Annotated in this window: 18 protein-coding genes and 1 tRNA gene; 12 read left to right on the forward strand and 7 right to left on the reverse strand. The window is 69.0% G+C overall.

Annotation, left to right across the window (positions count from 1 at the left end; all coding sequences use genetic code 11):
* Nucleotides 1-120 precede the first annotated feature (120 nt).
* On the forward strand, nt 121-285 hold the full coding sequence (locus SACHA_RS24295; protein ID WP_019807436.1) for a hypothetical protein: 165 nt from the start codon (nt 121-123) through the stop codon (nt 283-285).
* Nucleotides 286-933: 648 nt separating this feature from the next.
* Here SACHA_RS24295 and SACHA_RS0104080 read toward each other — a convergent pair.
* The gene (locus SACHA_RS0104080) at nt 934-1,206 is read right to left on the reverse strand and encodes a FitA-like ribbon-helix-helix domain-containing protein (protein WP_019807438.1); all 273 of its coding nucleotides are present in this window, start codon (nt 1,204-1,206) and stop codon (nt 934-936) included.
* 271 nt (nt 1,207-1,477) lie between these two features.
* Between SACHA_RS0104080 and SACHA_RS0104085 the strand changes: the two genes are divergently transcribed.
* The 4 genes from SACHA_RS0104085 to SACHA_RS0104100 all read left to right on the forward strand — a co-directional run bounded on the left by SACHA_RS0104085 (nt 1,478) and on the right by SACHA_RS0104100 (nt 4,533).
* On the forward strand, nt 1,478-2,731 hold the full coding sequence (locus tag SACHA_RS0104085) for an RNA polymerase sigma factor (protein WP_083935771.1): 1,254 nt from the start codon (nt 1,478-1,480) through the stop codon (nt 2,729-2,731).
* Nucleotides 2,732-2,864: 133 nt separating this feature from the next.
* Complete coding sequence (locus SACHA_RS0104090) at nt 2,865-3,242, forward strand: VOC family protein (protein ID WP_028662866.1); 378 nt, start codon at nt 2,865-2,867, stop codon at nt 3,240-3,242.
* Nucleotides 3,243-3,312: 70 nt separating this feature from the next.
* Nucleotides 3,313-3,708, forward strand: coding sequence for a YciI family protein (locus SACHA_RS0104095; RefSeq protein ID WP_019807441.1), 396 nt, complete (start codon nt 3,313-3,315; stop codon nt 3,706-3,708).
* A 147-nt stretch (nt 3,709-3,855) separates the two neighbouring features.
* Nucleotides 3,856-4,533: a hypothetical protein gene (locus tag SACHA_RS0104100; RefSeq protein ID WP_019807442.1), complete on the forward strand. Its 678-nt coding sequence runs from the start codon at nt 3,856-3,858 to the stop codon at nt 4,531-4,533.
* Nucleotides 4,534-4,609: 76 nt separating this feature from the next.
* On the opposite strand, the gene SACHA_RS0104105 is transcribed toward SACHA_RS0104100, so the two are convergent.
* Both SACHA_RS0104105 and SACHA_RS0104110 read right to left on the reverse strand, forming a co-directional pair.
* On the reverse strand, nt 4,610-5,038 hold the full coding sequence (locus tag SACHA_RS0104105) for a type II toxin-antitoxin system VapC family toxin (RefSeq protein ID WP_019807443.1): 429 nt from the start codon (nt 5,036-5,038) through the stop codon (nt 4,610-4,612).
* Nucleotides 5,035-5,280 (reverse strand): FitA-like ribbon-helix-helix domain-containing protein, encoded by a 246-nt coding sequence (locus SACHA_RS0104110; protein WP_028662867.1) that lies wholly within the window; start codon nt 5,278-5,280, stop codon nt 5,035-5,037. The genes SACHA_RS0104105 and SACHA_RS0104110 overlap by 4 nt, the downstream gene beginning before the upstream one ends.
* Before the next feature lie 567 nt (nt 5,281-5,847).
* On the opposite strand from SACHA_RS0104110, the gene SACHA_RS20210 reads away from it, so the two are divergent.
* Complete coding sequence (locus SACHA_RS20210; protein WP_019807445.1) at nt 5,848-6,831, forward strand: alpha/beta fold hydrolase; 984 nt, start codon at nt 5,848-5,850, stop codon at nt 6,829-6,831.
* 217 nt (nt 6,832-7,048) lie between these two features.
* Here the strand turns inward: SACHA_RS20210 and SACHA_RS0104120 are convergent, their stop codons facing one another.
* Together SACHA_RS0104120 and SACHA_RS0104125 are read right to left on the reverse strand one after the other, a co-directional pair.
* Entirely contained in the window at nt 7,049-8,155 is a 1,107-nt protein-coding gene (locus SACHA_RS0104120; protein ID WP_083935772.1) for an HNH endonuclease, read from the reverse strand.
* Between the two features lie 269 nt (nt 8,156-8,424).
* Nucleotides 8,425-9,573 (reverse strand): helix-turn-helix domain-containing protein, encoded by a 1,149-nt coding sequence (locus SACHA_RS0104125; protein ID WP_028662868.1) that lies wholly within the window; start codon nt 9,571-9,573, stop codon nt 8,425-8,427.
* Nucleotides 9,574-9,665: 92 nt separating this feature from the next.
* Between SACHA_RS0104125 and SACHA_RS0104130 the strand changes: the two genes are divergently transcribed.
* From SACHA_RS0104130 to SACHA_RS0104150, 5 genes are all read left to right on the forward strand, one after another.
* On the forward strand, nt 9,666-9,929 hold the full coding sequence (locus SACHA_RS0104130; RefSeq protein WP_232211803.1) for a zinc finger protein: 264 nt from the start codon (nt 9,666-9,668) through the stop codon (nt 9,927-9,929).
* Entirely contained in the window at nt 9,926-10,150 is a 225-nt protein-coding gene (locus SACHA_RS0104135) for a hypothetical protein (protein WP_019807449.1), read from the forward strand. The genes SACHA_RS0104130 and SACHA_RS0104135 overlap by 4 nt, the downstream gene beginning before the upstream one ends.
* Nucleotides 10,150-10,392 carry a hypothetical protein gene (locus SACHA_RS23640; protein ID WP_028662870.1) on the forward strand — a complete coding sequence of 81 codons (243 nt, stop codon included), beginning with the start codon at nt 10,150-10,152 and terminating at the stop codon, nt 10,390-10,392. Before SACHA_RS0104135 ends, SACHA_RS23640 begins: the two co-directional genes overlap by 1 nt.
* 289 nt (nt 10,393-10,681) lie before the next feature.
* The gene (locus tag SACHA_RS0104145; RefSeq protein ID WP_019807451.1) at nt 10,682-11,725 is read left to right on the forward strand and encodes a radical SAM protein; all 1,044 of its coding nucleotides are present in this window, start codon (nt 10,682-10,684) and stop codon (nt 11,723-11,725) included.
* Nucleotides 11,726-11,734: 9 nt separating this feature from the next.
* Nucleotides 11,735-12,277: a class IV adenylate cyclase gene (locus tag SACHA_RS0104150; protein ID WP_019807452.1), complete on the forward strand. Its 543-nt coding sequence runs from the start codon at nt 11,735-11,737 to the stop codon at nt 12,275-12,277.
* Nucleotides 12,278-12,434: 157 nt separating this feature from the next.
* Here SACHA_RS0104150 and SACHA_RS0104155 read toward each other — a convergent pair.
* A tRNA-Pro gene (locus tag SACHA_RS0104155) sits at nt 12,435-12,511 on the reverse strand.
* Nucleotides 12,512-12,657: 146 nt separating this feature from the next.
* The gene (locus SACHA_RS0104160) at nt 12,658-14,607 is read right to left on the reverse strand and encodes an aconitate hydratase (protein WP_019807453.1); all 1,950 of its coding nucleotides are present in this window, start codon (nt 14,605-14,607) and stop codon (nt 12,658-12,660) included.
* Nucleotides 14,608-14,651: 44 nt separating this feature from the next.
* Here SACHA_RS0104160 and SACHA_RS20215 point away from each other — a divergent pair.
* A partial coding sequence (locus SACHA_RS20215; RefSeq protein ID WP_083935774.1) for a fluoride efflux transporter FluC occupies nt 14,652-15,041 on the forward strand: 390 nt, incomplete at its 3' end.

Raw genomic sequence — 15,041 nt, forward strand, 5'->3', positions numbered from 1 at the left:
ACCGGCGAGGCCCGGGCCCGCGGCCGCGGTCGCCGGACACCACGCCGCACACCACCGTGCCGTTCCCGGTGCCGTCGCCGGGGCACTGCTGGCGGGCGCCTTCCTCGGGACGCCCTCTTCGTGTCCCTGGCGCGGGCCGGGGACATCCGCGGGGTAACGGTGGTTCTCGACCGCGCGGTCGGTGCGTACTGGCTGTACGGCGCACTCAAGCGGGACGGGCGGGCCGCTCTCGGGGTCGCCACAGCCGGTGTCCTCGTCGGACTCCTGGCGATCGAGGCAGTTTGACGACTACCGTTCCTCCGGGTCGAGCGTGCCCAGGTCGATGGTCTCGGACGGTGAGTGAAGACCGGGCGCGACGTACGACGACGGTTCAGGTCGGGGATGCGGGACCATCGCGTCCCGTTCCACCCGGTCGGCGCGGGAGTCACCTTCTCCAGCGGCTTCGGTCCGCCCCACCGTGGGCGTCCCGGTGGGTGCGGCCTCGGGCGGCTCGTCGATGTCGGGTGCCGGAGCCTCTGTCGTCGTGTCGGTCGACGCCATCGGCGCCGTGCTGGTCGTCGTACCGGGCGGGGTAGTACCGGTACTCCCCGGCCGAGTCGACTCGGGACCGGCACCGGTGGGTTCGGGCGGCGGACCGTCCGTCCATGGGTCCGGCTCGGGCGACGGCCGCAGAACGACCACCGCGGCCACGGCCACAGCAGCCGCCGACAGCCCTGACCAGGCCCACACCGCGCGCCGACCGATCGGACACCCCATCGCCTCCCCGGCCCTCCCATCGTCGGATCTCACCACGGGCGACAACACCGGATACGCGTGGTGGAATCGGGAGTGTAGTCGAATGTTCTCGCACTACGGTGCCCACCGGTCCTCACCACGTGCACCGACGCCTGGGCCTCCACGGCGTCATCACCCCGGGATCGGGCTCGGGGCGCATCAGCTCGGACACGACGTTTGTGTCGAGGACGGTCGATCCTCCAGCTCCGCGGCCCGCGCCTGTTCCGTCCGGGGCGGCGGTTCTATCGACAGGTCCCCGGCGAACCCGCGGCGGATCCGTGTCGCCATCCCCTCATCGGGAAGAGGCCGCGCCAACGCCCGGCGCAGGATGTCACGCACCTCCGCCTCCATCGACCGGCCGTGCTCCGCCGCGCGAACCCGCAGCTCGGCCTTCAGTTCGTCGTCGAGGTGCCGGACCGTCAACGTCGCCATGTCCGCCCCTCCATGCTGTCACTGCGCTCGGTGCTGATTTCAATGCTGACACGAACGGTCGCTCGGAGGCGCCGTTCCTTCCCGCAGGTGGTGAGCGGGGTGTCCCAGTCGACAGCGGACACGAACGAGCACGGATGCGTCGGCCGGTTCGTGGCACATCTCGCGCACCGTATGGTCGCGGTGTGGGAGTCTCCTTCCGGGTCACCACCGGCCCGGCCGGATCGCTCCGGGATGTGCGCCCGGCGGGGCGCCGAGGCGAGGAGGGGACGGGATTACGGACGCCGGTGTCGAGGACCTGCTGCGCCGGGCGGCGCCGACGGTGCTCGCCGCGCTCGTGCGGCACCACGGGCACGTCGACCTCGCCGAGGACGCGGTGCAGGAGGCGCTGCTGGCCGCCACCACGCAGTGGCCGCAGCGGGGCATGCCGGACAACCCGCTGAACTGGCTGATCACCGTGGCCTCCCGCCGGATGGTCGACCGGCTCCGCGGTGAGCGGGCCCGCAGGCGCCGCGAGACGGACACCGCGTCGCTGGCCCTGCCCGACGAGCACCTCGTGCCTGCCCCGGACCTCGGGGACACGCGCGGCGACGACGACACGCTCACCCTGCTCTTCCTCTGCTGTCACCCCGAACTCTCCCCCGCCTCGCAGGTGGCGTTGACGTTGCGCGCGGTCGGCGGTCTGAGCACCGCGCAGATCGCGCGCGCGTTCCTGGTCCCCGAGCCGACGATGGCGCAGCGCATCAGCCGCGCCAAGCAGCGGATCGCGTCCACCGGCGCCCGTTTCGGCATGCCTGCTGAAGACGAGCGGGAGGAGCGCCTCCGCGCCGTCCTGCACGTGCTGTACCTGGTGTTCAACGAGGGCTACACGGCCACCTCCGGGCCGGATCTGCAGCGCGTCGAACTCACCGGGGAGGCCCTCCGGCTCACCCGGATCGTGCACCGCCTGCTGCCCCACGACGGCGAGGTGGGCGGGCTGCTCGCGCTCATGCTGCTGTGCGACGCGCGGCGGTCCACCCGCATCGGGCCCGACGGCGAACTGGTCCCGCTCGCCGAGCAAAACCGCGGCCGGTGGGATCCGGGGCTCCTCGCCGAGGGCATCGAGCTGATCACCGATACTCTGGGTCGTGCGTCGCTCGGCCCGTACCAGGTCCAGGCGGCGATCGCCGCCGTGCACGCGGAGGCCGGCCGCGCCGAGGAGACCGACTGGCCGCAGGTACTGGCCCTCTACGAGCTGCTCGACACGCTCGCCCCGAACCCGATGGTCACCCTCAACCGCGCTGTCGCCGCCGCGATGGTGCACGGCCCGGACACCGGACTCGCGCTGCTGGAACCGCTCGGCGCCGACCGGAGGCTCGCCCGGCACCACCGGCTGCACGCGGTCCGGGCGCATCTGCTGGAGAGGCGGGGAGACCTCGCCGACGCACGGACCTCGTACCTGATGGCCGCCCGCCTCGCCACGAGCCTGCCCGAGCAGCGCCATCTCCGGAACCGGGCCGGTCGGCTGCCCGACGACCAGCCCTGCTGAACCCTGGGCCAGTTTCACCATGCCGTGTGACGCCGGATGTCGAAACCCGCCCGCCGGTTCCGACCTCGGAAGGAGAGGCGCCGAACTGGGTGCCCCAAAATGCGCCGACGCGCGGGCGCGGAAGGGAACGATCATGGGAAGCCCCGTGGTGCACTTCGAGATCATCGGGAAGGACCCCGCGAAGCTGCACGACTACTACGGCGAACTGTTCGGCTGGCAGTTCCACGTGGGCGATGCGCTCAGCGAGGAGGTGTCCGGGCCGGGGCGGTACGGGTTCGTCGACGGGAACACGACCGGCGGCATCAACGGCGGCGTCGGCGGCGGTGCGGACCACGAGAACACGGTGCTGTTCTACGTCGGCGTACCGAACGTCGAGGCCGCGCTCCGGAGAGCGGAAAGCCTCGGAGGCGAACGGGTGCTGGGGCCGGTGCGGGCCCCGGACGGGGACTTCGTCGTCGCGCGGTTCACCGATCCGGAAGGCAACGTCATCGGCCTCGCCGGAAGCGCGTGACCGACGTCGGGCTCCAGCCGGGCGTGCCATCGCCCGGCAGGAGCCGGACACTGGAACCGAGGAGTCGAGAGTGAAATACCTGCTGCTGATCTACAGCAATCCGGAGAACTGGGAGCATCCGCTGTACCTGCGGAATCCGGACTTCCTCGCGCTGCCGGACGAAGAGCGTGCCGAGCTGAGTCGACAGGCCGAGGCGATGCATCGGGAGATCGTCGACTCGGGCGAGTTCGTCCACGGGGAGGCGCTGGCCGACCCGCTCACCGCCAGGACCGTGCGGGTCCGGGACGGTGCGCTCGCGGCCACCGACGGCCCGTTCATCGAGACGAAGGAGCAGCTCGCCGGCTACCTCGTCGTCGACTGCGACAGCCCGGAGCGGGCATGCGAGATCGCGGCCCGGATCCCCGACGCACGGTTCGCCGCGGTGGAGGTGCGCCCGATGATGGAGGCCTCCGGGGAAGACCTGTGATCGTCGGTGCCCGAGGTCGGCTCCGCACTCGGTGACCGGCGGAGACCGCGGAAGGGATGCTCCCGTCTGCGGGTCGCACCACGGGCGACGGCATCGCGTGTGGCGAATACGGCGGTGTCGCCGAGCGCCGCACGCTACCGTGGGCCCGTGGCTCTCACCGCGTGCGCCGACCTCTCCGCCGCCCGGTGGCTCATGGCGGACCACTCGCCGTGGACCCGGTTGATCACGTTCGGCCCCTCCGGGTTCGCCGCCCACGCCCGCCTGCGGTTCCTGCCCGACCCCGCCCACCCGGGTCGGATCGAGGCCGATGCCGACGGGGACGATCGTGCGGCCGATCGGCTGCGGACGCTGTTCAACGTGCTGGCCGAGCACACCCGCACCCCACGCGAGTGCTACTTCGGCCTCTGGGACGGTTCCGGCGGCATCGTCGGTGGCGAGCGCCCGGTCGTGGCCGACGAACTCGCCCCGCCGGTGCGGCCGGACCCGGACGCCGAGCCCGGGGTCGCGCCGGCGGACACCCTGCCCCCGCCACTTCCCGGGCCCCGGGTAGAGCTGCCGAACCGCTCGTACGTGCTCTTCCGGGGGGCACTGTCCGACGCGGGCGACTGGACCGCCCCGGACGGGTGGCCCGACCAGCCCCGGCTGGACATCACCGACACCGCGCTCGCCTGGCCCGCCGACCGTGCCTGGTTCGTGGCCAACGACATCGACCCGCACTGGGCCGGGATCGGTGCCGACCCCACCGTCATCGACCGCCTCGTCGCCGACCCACGCCTCGACGTGGTCCCGGCCGACCCGGACGCCGAGCAGCCGAGGTACGCATGAAACCCAATTTGCAGGAGAAGAATCGTCGAGCGGGCCGTCGACCGCATCCACCGGCGGATCCGCTGAGCCAACCCGTTCACTCCGCGGTGTGGTCCCACGGATTCACCAGGTCCACCCCAGTACCGGAGAAGTCCTTGATGTTCCGAGTCGCCAGCGGAGTGCCGTGAGAGCGGCAGATCGCCGCGATCTGGGCATCTGCCATGCTGACCGTCTGACCTGCACGCTCCCGTTCCACGGCGATCTCCGCATAGCAAGCGGCTGCGGCGTCGTCAAAGGGGAGAACCCTTCCCTGGAAGTCCTCGGCGAACAACTCCTCCACCTTCACCACCAACTCGCGCTTGCGACGACCGTCCGACAAGCGGGCCGCCCCATAGCGCAGTTCGGCCGCCGTCACCGAGGCGACGAACACGTCCTCGGCAGGTAAGCGGTCCACCCACGTCATCACCCTGGAATCGGGCTCGGGCCGCATCAGCTCGGACACGACGTTCGTGTCGAGGACGATCATTCCTCCAGCTCCGCGGCCCGCGCCGGTTCCGCCCGGGGAGGCGGCTCGATCGACAGGTCCCCGGTTCCGGCGAACCTGCGGCGGATCCGTGTCGCCATCCCTTCACCGGAGGAAGGCCGCGTCAACGCCCGGCGCAGAATGTCCCGCACCTCCGCCTCCATCGACCGACCATGTTCCGCCGCGCGAACCCGCAGCTCAGCCTTGAGTTCGTCATCGAAGTCCCGCACCGTTAAGGTCGCCATGCCCACCTCCATGCTGTCATTGCATTCAATGCTAGCATGCACGGTCTTTCGTGGCCTACTCCGCTCGGAGCAAAGCTGCCGGGGCCGGTCCCGTCGACTGCGAACACAATGAGGACGCGGAACCGCGGTCAGGGGACGTGAGCTGGATGTTTCTTTCCCGTCCGGTCAGTCAACGAGCAGCTACCCTCAGCAGTATCCGCGTGGCGGCCGGGACCGGGTCCCTGGGGAACCACGTGAGGTGACCTGTCCCCGTGGTCCGGCGCGGCCGGCTCTTCGTTCGCACTGGCTCCGCCGGGCGCGTCGGGTACGGCGCCGGGCTCGCGGCCCTGAACGCCCGACTCGTTCCGGCCCTGTGCGAGGGCATGCGCACGGGTCTAGGGTTCCCCGCAGTCATGATCACCTGTCGGAGGTTCCGGGCTGACCGCGGGCGAGCGCACCGGGCAGGACACGGTCGCACCAGCAGCCCGGTCTTCGACCCTGGCGACGGGAGAACGCATGTCGGTCAGCGAAGGCACCTCGGGATCGGCTCGCTCGGACAGACGGCCGCTCAGGTGGAGTCTCAGGCGGATGGGACGGACGACCGTCGCCATCCTCGCAGCCGGGGGGCTGATCATGTCGGGGATGGGCGCGAGCACCGCCACCTCCAGTGCGACGGCCCCGCCCAGCCAGCTGAGTGCCCACGGGTCGTACGAGCACGGTACGGTCTCCGTGGACGGCAGCGAGCTGCGCTTCGTCCGCGGCGGTTCCGGACCGCCGCTGGTGTTGCTGCACGGCTGGCCGCAGACCATGTTCCAGTGGCACAAGGTCATGCCCACCCTCGCGGAGAACAACACCGTCATCGCCCTCGACCTGCCGGGCCTGGGTGGATCGACCATTCCCGCGGACGGCTACGACAAGGCCACGACCGCGCAGCGCATCCGCGAGGCGGTGACCGAGCTCGGCTACGAGCGGGTCGCGCTACTCGGCCACGACCTCGGCTCGATGGTGGCGTACGAGTACGCCTACCAGTTCCCCGACGAGGTGAGCCGGATCGCTGTCCTCGACGCGCCGCTGCCTGGTTTCGGCCTGGAGAACTCCTACGGCATGAGCTTCCACTTCACGTTCAACATGGCCCCCGCCCCCATTCCGGAAAAGATCATGGACGACGAGGACGTCGAAACCTACCTCGGCATGCTCTTCAACAACACCGTGGCTCCGCAGGAAATCGCACAGGAGACGTACTTCAAGGCCTACGCCGACTCCGACAAGCGCACCGCGGGCTACGAGTACTACCGGACCTTCCCGCAGGACGCGCAGAGGAACCAGGCCAACGCGGCCGAACGCCAGATCGCCATGCCCGTGCTGGCGATGGGTGCCGAGGTCACGTTCGGCCCGGGCGTCGCCGAATCCTTCCGCGGAGTCGCCGAGGACGTGCGTGAGGTCGTCGCGCCTGCCACCGGTCACTTCATCGCCGAGGAGAACCCCGAGTTCCTGACCGACTGCATGGCACTGTTCCTCGGCTCCGGCGACCAGACGGACGTCCCGCCCGAGCTCACCGGCTGCCACGCCTGAGCACCGGCCCGGACTTCGAAAAGCCTTCGGATTGATGTCGCCGTCCCGTGCGTGTGGGCGCGGGACGGCGGCATCGTCGCACCCCTGGAGGCCACGATGCCGACCAGGCAGCCTGCAATACTCACGGGGCGATCAGCAGAGTGGCTGTGCGGCCAGTTCGCATCAGTTGATCAGTTCGTGACCCGGGCGATGGGAACTGCTTCAACGCGATGCGCTACTACCTCTGCCAGCGTTCTCGATGGCTGCGTACGTAGTCCCTATCGATGGTGTGGTGCTTGTCGGTGCGTAACGAACCCACGGCATGACCATGGCGGATGATGGTCAGCTCATCGTCAAGGACGATCACTCCATTATCCAACATGATGTGGCAGTTGGGGCACAGACACAGCACGTTGCTGGTGACGTCGGGGCCGTTGTACGGGGCGCCCAGGGCCTGGATGTGCGCACCTTCGCTGTAGTAGGTTCCTCCAGGAAGCTCGATGCGGAGTCCGCAGATCTGGCAGCGGTGTGCGTGCCATTCCTTGACCAGACGCACGACGCCGCTGCTTCGGACAACCCGTTGCACGGTAGTGGCGGCTTTCCCCGGGATGTCTCGTCGTCGGCCTGTGTCTGTGGCACCCAACCCGACATCAGCGGCCGACACCGCTTCCATGACCGCAGTCCAAGTGTCGTCGGTGAGGCGGTGCGGTAAACCCGCCCACGGTTGCTGGATCAGGCTCGTGCTGCTGACACGAGGATCTTTCTTGAGTTCATCCCGGGGAATAACCGGATCCACCCACTCGTCTACGACGAGCGGGACGTAGTCGGCGGGTCCGGGCTCTTTGAGCCAGTATCCACCGGCCTGGGTGACATACCGCAGGTTCCCCGTGATCCGGCCGTAGGCCATGACGCCGCCACCCTTGCCACTTCGCCAGAGGATGAAACGGTCACCGGGGGCGATCTCATTCTTGAAACGCGTAACCTTCCATAACTCGAGGTCCTTGCCGTCCCGGCGGAGCCGGTCGATATCGAACAGCTCCGGGTTACACACAAGACCCCACGTCGCGGCTCCGTCGGCGAGGTCCTCGACCAGGAATTCCAGTTCGGTCAGCCATTTGACGGCAGCGCCGAGCCCACCACTGAACTCGTCCGCGCGTAACGGACGGTCTTGAGTCCACTGGTGTGCGACCCCGGCGATGGCCTTGGAGTCGTAGCGACGGCCGTCATGCACGAGCACGTACGATCTCGCCTCGCCAAACCCGTACTTCGTCAAGAATCCCACGCGACCGAGCTCGTCGTACTCAGCGATAGCTCTCAACACCGCGGCCCGAGTGATTTTCCCCATGATCACTTCACGAGGCTAGATGTTACCGAGGCTGAGATCAACTTGAGTTGCGGAGTTCGGTTCGACTGCGGCCAGATGACTCCTACGGTGTCCCTCTTTGCCGAGCGATCGGAGGGCTGAGATGAACGGTGTGTCCGCGTGCCGACGTCGCTCCACGAAATCCGCGGCGTGCAACACAAGGGACTGACGAAAACCGGGATGCGCCGAACCGTACCAATCCCCTCGTCGCTGGTCCCGGAGCTCGAACAGGTCATCGGAGACCGCGCCACTCAACCGACCTTGAGCAGTCCCATGCGGGATGCCAGGCCGCGCGCCTCGCGGGCGACCGCTTGCCGCCGCGCACGCTCCACCATCGTGGACACGATCTCGCGGACGAACGTGTTGCTCCTGGTCCGTACCGGACCGAGCGTCTCCGCCTGTGCGATCAGCTTGATCACGTCTTCGTCCGGCCGCCGTAGTCCCCACAGGGCACGAGCGTAGTCGATGAAGTAGGTGGTACGGCGCGAGTTGATTTCGAGGTCGCTGGGGTGGATCGACTCCGCGAGCGTGGCGGCCGCCGCGTAGTGGCCGCCTTCGAGCGCCGCCGACATCCGCCACAGGACCACGTTGGCCGGGGTGAACAGCAGGTGATGCCGATTACCGTCCTCGACATGCTCGGCGAGCCCCTCAGCCTCGTCGAGCGCAGCGGACGGGTCCCCACCGATCACAGAGTCGATGAATCCCGTGGTGAGCGTCAGCGCGCCGCGGACGTCGACCGACTCCTCAGGCACAATCTCGAGCGCATTGGCGGCGAGCACACCGGCGCGGCGGTGCGCACCGAGGCCCGAGCACGCTTGGGTGCGGGCGAAGGCGGCGAGCGAGATCCAGTGCGGATCACCGAGCCGCTCGGCGGCCTCGTTTCCCCTGTCCGCCGCGATCCATGCGAGGTCCAACGCACCCAATCCCTTGACCAGCAGCGAGGTGGTGTGCGCGACGCTCACGAGCGCCCGGAGCGCTTCCGCCTGCCGCGCGTGCGTATGGAGGGCCGTGATCAGGGGCGGCAGTCGGTGGCCCACCTCGGCCATCTGGTTCGCTTGCCGCATCGCCGCGACCAACTGCGTCTCGGCGACGAGCGGCGAGAGTTCGCCTTGCGGCGGATGGTCATTGAGGTCGCTGTCGAGTAGTGCGGCACGGATCGCGGGGACGGTGCTGTCGGCTTCCGGGTCGCGTATCTCGAGTCCGTCACCGGTGATGTCGGCGAGGCTGACCCGCAGCGTGTCAGCGATCGCGACCAGGGTGCTCCGTCGCTCGACCGCGGCCTTCCCGTTCTCGATCTTCGACAGGTAGCCCTTCGACAGGCCGGCGAGGCCGGCGGCTTGCTCAAGCGTCAGGCCCCGCCAACGGCGTAGGCGCCTGATGGTTACCCCAATCGTGTCCATGTTGGCGACCATACCCGCTGAGTTTCCTGTGAGGAAACCTCCAGCGTGTCGCGCCGCATACCTTCCGTGCACACAAGTCCGAGAAGCCGAGCATGGAGGGGGCACCGATGATTCGCCACTGGTGGCAACCCGCCGAAGGACGACGCCACGCCTACGACCGCACCACCATTACCCCAGGTGCAGACCAGATGTTCACCGCGCTGTGCGGCACGGAGGTCACCCCGACCGCGAGCGACTTCAGTCTGGACGGGCCGCCGAGTCCGACCTGCTGGCAGTGCGACCGCGAAATCCGCGTCCGCGACGGCTGGCCCGCCGAGCAGATCCCGTCACTGGCAGCGGTGGAGGCGATGCCGTGATCGACCGCGACCGCGAACTCCTGGCTCGAATGGCCACGGTCAACCGCACGCTCGGTGGCGTGGCGGTGGAACTGATGGCCCGCCAGGACGGCGGCGAATTGCCCGCCGAGGAACTGCACGAGGTGGGCGTCGCTCTGCGCGATCTGGCCGATGACCTGGTCGGCCGCGTCGCCGACCTGCGCGGCCACACACTCCACCGCACCACCGAGGAGTCCCGCTGATGCCCCGACACGCACTGCTCGACCGCTCCGGCCCCGAGAGCCCCGCTGAAATCACTCTGCGCCTTCCTCCGATGCACTCCGCCGACACCGCGGTGATGTATCGACTGCCCGACTACTGGTCCTGGCCCGTGCTCGACCCGGACGTCGAGTCCGACCGGGCCAGGAGCGCGCTACGGCAGCGCACCGACCCGCCGTTGGACGTGCTGCGTCGCGTCCTCGACGGGCTCCGCGCCCTGAACTGAGACCCCGCCCGGTGCGCTCCCCGCGCCGGGCGGCCCTGTCCCAGATCAAGGCGTCCACCCGCACTACCACGTACTGCCGGGGACCACAGCCCCCGGTCGGCGCGGATTGAGCGCCCACGAGCCACGCATCCACTCCCCGCGCCACGCCAAGGATGCGGCGCGCCCCCGGGGATGGCCGGGGGCCGAGTACACGGACAAGCACCACGGGAGACGCGATAACCAGTCCCCGCGACGAATGGGGGTCGTCATGTCCATACCGACCTACATCCGACCCGACCGCACTCTCCGAGTGAAGATCCTCGACGCGTGCGGCATGACCTGCACCTTCTGTCACAACGAGGGAACACCGGTCGCCGCGGACAACTCGCGGCGCACCCTGCCGCTGTTCACCTCGTCCGGCGCCAGCGGTCGAGTATCGATCTACACCGAGCGCAACGGTGCCAGTTTCATACCAGCGACCATGATGCCGGGCCCCGAGTACGCCGAGGCGATCGGGACACTGCGCGACACGCTCGGCGTGTCGGAACTACACCTCACCGGTGGGGAGCCCACATTGCATCCGAGGCTGGCCGAGCTCGTCCGCATCTCCGTCGACCAGGGCTACAGCGTGCGCATGACCTCGAACGGCGAGAACGGCGCACGGGTGATCCCGGCCGCTGCTGAGGCCGGTCTGGAGAAGGTGAACTTCTCGGTGTTCGGCACCACGCCCGAGGAGCTCGCGCAGGTGCAGCACCAGCGGTTCGCCGACCTCGACCGGGCCACGCGCAAGATCGATACGTTGAAGGCGTCCATCCAAGCGTGCAGCGACCACGGGGTGCGGGCGGACGCGAACATCGTGGTGGTCAACGGCGACCACATCGAGCGGGTCCACCGGCTGCTCGATGAGTACAGCCCGGAGCTGTCGGTGCGGCTACTCAACAGCCTCGACGACGGGCGCGACTCGCTTGACGCTATCGCCGCGGTACTCGCGCAGCGTGGCGCCACCGCGGAGGCGCACCACATCACTGCCGGAGCATCGGGGTTTCGCACCTCGTACCTGCTCCCGGAAGGCCGGCGGATCTACGTCAAGCGCATCCGCCCCACCCGACTGCCGGTGACGTGCCGAGACTGGCAGTTCAACAACGACCGCGACTGCCAGGAAGGGTTCTACGGCACCCGGCTGTACCGGTCGCGGGACAAGCGGTGGCTCGCGGGCGTGTGCATCCAGCGGATGGACCTATGCCAAGAGGTCAGCGACTTCGCCGCGAGCCCGGTGTCACGAGAGATCGTAAACTTCCGCGACGAGGAGCAAACCGCCCTTTCCGCAGACGTGACCCCGCGTGAGAAGGGATAGCATGCAGCGATGCCCATCGAGTATGAGGCGAAGGCCTTGGACATCAACCACCGCGACGTCGCGGAGTGGCTGTCGGACCGGGCGCGCCTGGTGGCGCCGCGACACCTCCAGCGACGCTACGTCTACGACATCACGCCTGGCGACGACTCGACATGGATGCGGCTGCGGGAGACGGCTGCCGACGCCACACTGTCCATCAAACGCATTCGCCATGACGGCATCGATGGCACCGACGAGTGGGAAACCGGCGTCGACGACTTCGACACCACCCACCAGATGCTGGGCATGTTGGGGTTCAATGCGAAGGCCTACCAGGAGAACTACCGCACCAGCTGGGCGTACGAGGACGTGAAACTCGAGCTGGATGAATGGCCCCACATCCCGCCGTACCTGGAGATCGAAGGCACAGACGAGCAGACAGTACGCGCCGCTGCGGTATGGCTTGGTCTGGACCCAGACGCCTTGACCGGGATGAACACCACCAAGGTGTACCGCCACTACGGACTCGAGATCGCCGATTACTCAGAACTACGGTTCGAACACCAGAAATAACAGCGTCCCGGGCAGACGACGGCGGACGGCGTTGGCAAGAAGGCCGTCGGCAGAATCCGCTCCGTCTGACGTGTCGGCCGGATGTCGGCCGCCACGGATCACCGCCCTGCCCTGGAATGCCGAAGGGGCCGCCTACCTGCGTAGACGGCCCCTTCGGTGGTCGGGCTGACAGGATTTGAACCTGCGACCCCTTGACCCCCAGTCAAGTGCGCTACCAAACTGCGCCACAGCCCGGCCGCCACCCTCTGGGAAGGTGACGCCTGTAAGGCTACCGCGCCTCTCCCCCGGCCCGCACACGGGGGTGGCCCCGCCGGAGTCGGCCGTGCCCGGCAGGTCACCGGCGTGACCGGCACACACCGGAGTGCGTGCGTCGCGCTCAGTCAGTCCGCGCGGGCCAGCAGCGGGATGCGTCCCCCGGCGAGCACGGCCTCCACCTGGCGTGGCGACAGCCGGTGGCACACCATGTACTCCTCGCCCCGGGTCTGGTTGCGGACGGTGAGGTCGCCGCCGTCCGGCAGCTGCTTTCGCAGGCCGTCCAGCACCAGCGTGTCCCCCTGGCCGATCCGGTCGTGATCGGCCGGGTCGGTGAACTCCAACGCGAGGATGCCAAAGTTGGCCAGGTTCTGCCAGTGGATGCGGGCGAACGACTTCGCCAGCACCGCCGTGAGGCCGAGGTGCCGCGGGGTGATCGCGGCGTGTTCGCGGGACGAGCCCTGGCCGTAGTTGTCCCCGCCGACGACGACGTGTCCGCCCGCGGCCTCGGCCGCGCGGTCGGAGTAGGTGGGATCGATCTGGTCGAAGGTGAACGTCGCCAGCTGCGGCACGTTCGACCGGTACGGCAGGGCCCGCGCGCCCGCCGGGGAGATCTCGTCGGTGGAGATGTTGTCGCCCACCTTGAGCAGCACCGGCGCCTCGATACGGTCCGGCAGCGGCGGGAAGTCCGGTAGCGCGGAGATGTTCGGGCCCTTCACCAGGGGCTCCTGCCGGGCCTGTTCGGGTGGTGGCGGTTCTTCCAGCATGGCCGTGTTGACGGTCGACCGCGCGGGCAGCGGCAGGTCCGGGTAGGGCATCTCCAGTTTGTCCGCCAGGTCCCGTGGGTCGGTGATCACGCCGGTCAGCGCCGAGGCGGCCGCGGTCTCCGGCGAGCACAGCCACACCGAGTCCTCCTTCGTCCCGGAGCGGCCCGGGAAGTTGCGGGGGAAGGTGCGCAGCGAGTTCTGCCCGACGGCGGGGGCCTGGCCCATGCCGATGCAGCCCATGCACCCGGCCTGGTGGATCCGCGCGCCCGCCGAGATCAGGTCGACGGTGCCGCCCATTTTCGTCAGGTCGGACAGGATCTCCCGCGAGGTGGGGTTGACGTCGAAGCTGACGGCGTCGTTGGTCTGCCTGCCGGCGACCATGTGCGCGGCGATGGCGAAGTCGCGCAGGCCCGGGTTGGCTGACGAACCGATCACCACCTGGCTGATCTCGGTGTCGGCCACCTCACGCACCGGCACGACGTTGTCCGGCGAGGACGGTTTCGCGATCAGCGGTTCAAGTGTGGACAGATCGATCTCGTCGGTGACGTCGTAGGTGGCGTCCGGGTCGGCGACGAGCTCGACGAAGTCCCGCTCCCGCCCCTCGGCGCGCAGGAACTCGTACACCGCGCCGTCGGAGGGGAACACCGTGGTGGTGGCGCCCAGTTCGGCGCCCATGTTGGCGATCACGTGCCGGTCCATCGCCGACAGGGTGGACACGCCCGGCCCGTGGTACTCGACGATCCGGTTCAGCCCGCCCTTGACGCTGTGCCGGCGCAGCATCTCCAGGATGACGTCCTTGGCCGAGACCCACGGCGGCAGCTCCCCCGTCAGCCGCACGCCCCAGATCTCCGGCATCCGCAGGTACACCGGCTGCCCGGCGATCGCGGTGGCGGCCTCCAGACCACCCACGCCCATCGCCAGCATGCCCAGCGACCCGGCGGCGGGGGTGTGTGAGTCGGAGCCCACCATGCTCTTGCCGGGCACGCCGAACCGCTGCTGGTGGGTGGGATGCGAGACCCCGTTGCCCGCCTTCGAGTACCAGATGCCGTACCGGCGGCAGGCCGAGCGGAGATAGGCGTGGTCCTCGGCGTTCTTCTCGTCCGCCTGCAGCAGGTTGTGGTCGACGTACTGCACGCTCACCTCGGTGCGCGCGCGGTCCAGACCGAGCGCTTCGAGCTCCTGCATCACCAGTGTGCCGGTGGCGTCCTGGGTGAGCGTCTGGTCGATCCGCAGGCCGATCTCCTCCCCCGGCACCATTCGGCCGTCGACGAGGTGATCGGCGATGAGCTTGTGTGCGACCGTGGAACCCATGGGCCCCGGCTACCCACGATCGGGTGTCGGCAATCATGGACGGCATGGTCGGCACGCACCGCTGGGACGTGCTGCTGGTGATCGCCGCGGGCGGCGCGCTCGGCAGCCTCGCCCGGTACGGGCTCGTTCTCGCGCTGCCGTATCCGGCTGGGGGATTCGCGGGGGCGACGCTGACCGCGAACGTGATCGGCTGCCTGCTCATCGGGGTGCTGACGGAACTGCTCACCCGGCGGGAAGGTGCACACCGACTGGTCCGGCCCTTCCTGGGTATCGGAGTTCTGGGCGGGTTCACCACCCTGTCCACCTACGTGCTCGACACCCTCGACACGGCCGCGGCGGGCAGGCCGGTGCTCGCGGTGGTCTACGCCGCGGGCTCGCTGGCCGCCTCGCTGGCGGCGGTGGTGGCCGGGACACTGCTCACCAGGGCCGCGCTG

It is taken from the genome of Saccharomonospora halophila 8, from assembly GCF_000383775.1.
Taxonomy (GTDB): domain Bacteria; phylum Actinomycetota; class Actinomycetes; order Mycobacteriales; family Pseudonocardiaceae; genus Saccharomonospora; species Saccharomonospora halophila.

What these genes read in the sequence shown, in the direction of transcription:
- SACHA_RS0104080 (WP_019807438.1), bottom strand. Translation starts at nt 1,206, where the DNA reads ATGGCGACGTTGACGGTCCGGCACCTCGACGACGAACTGAAGGCCGAG.
- SACHA_RS0104090 (WP_028662866.1), top strand. Translation starts at nt 2,865, where the DNA reads ATGGGAAGCCCCGTGGTGCACTTCGAGATCATCGGGAAGGACCCCGCG.
- SACHA_RS0104105 (WP_019807443.1), bottom strand. Translation starts at nt 5,038, where the DNA reads ATGATCGTCCTCGACACGAACGTCGTGTCCGAGCTGATGCGGCCCGAG.
- SACHA_RS0104110 (WP_028662867.1), bottom strand. Translation starts at nt 5,280, where the DNA reads ATGGCGACCTTAACGGTGCGGGACTTCGATGACGAACTCAAGGCTGAG.
- SACHA_RS20210 (WP_019807445.1), top strand. Translation starts at nt 5,848, where the DNA reads ATGGGACGGACGACCGTCGCCATCCTCGCAGCCGGGGGGCTGATCATG.
- SACHA_RS0104120 (WP_083935772.1), bottom strand. Translation starts at nt 8,155, where the DNA reads ATGGGGAAAATCACTCGGGCCGCGGTGTTGAGAGCTATCGCTGAGTAC.
- SACHA_RS0104125 (WP_028662868.1), bottom strand. Translation starts at nt 9,573, where the DNA reads ATGGACACGATTGGGGTAACCATCAGGCGCCTACGCCGTTGGCGGGGC.
- SACHA_RS0104130 (WP_232211803.1), top strand. Translation starts at nt 9,666, where the DNA reads ATGGAGGGGGCACCGATGATTCGCCACTGGTGGCAACCCGCCGAAGGA.
- SACHA_RS23640 (WP_028662870.1), top strand. Translation starts at nt 10,150, where the DNA reads ATGCCCCGACACGCACTGCTCGACCGCTCCGGCCCCGAGAGCCCCGCT.
- SACHA_RS0104150 (WP_019807452.1), top strand. Translation starts at nt 11,735, where the DNA reads ATGCCCATCGAGTATGAGGCGAAGGCCTTGGACATCAACCACCGCGAC.
- SACHA_RS0104160 (WP_019807453.1), bottom strand. Translation starts at nt 14,607, where the DNA reads ATGGGTTCCACGGTCGCACACAAGCTCATCGCCGATCACCTCGTCGAC.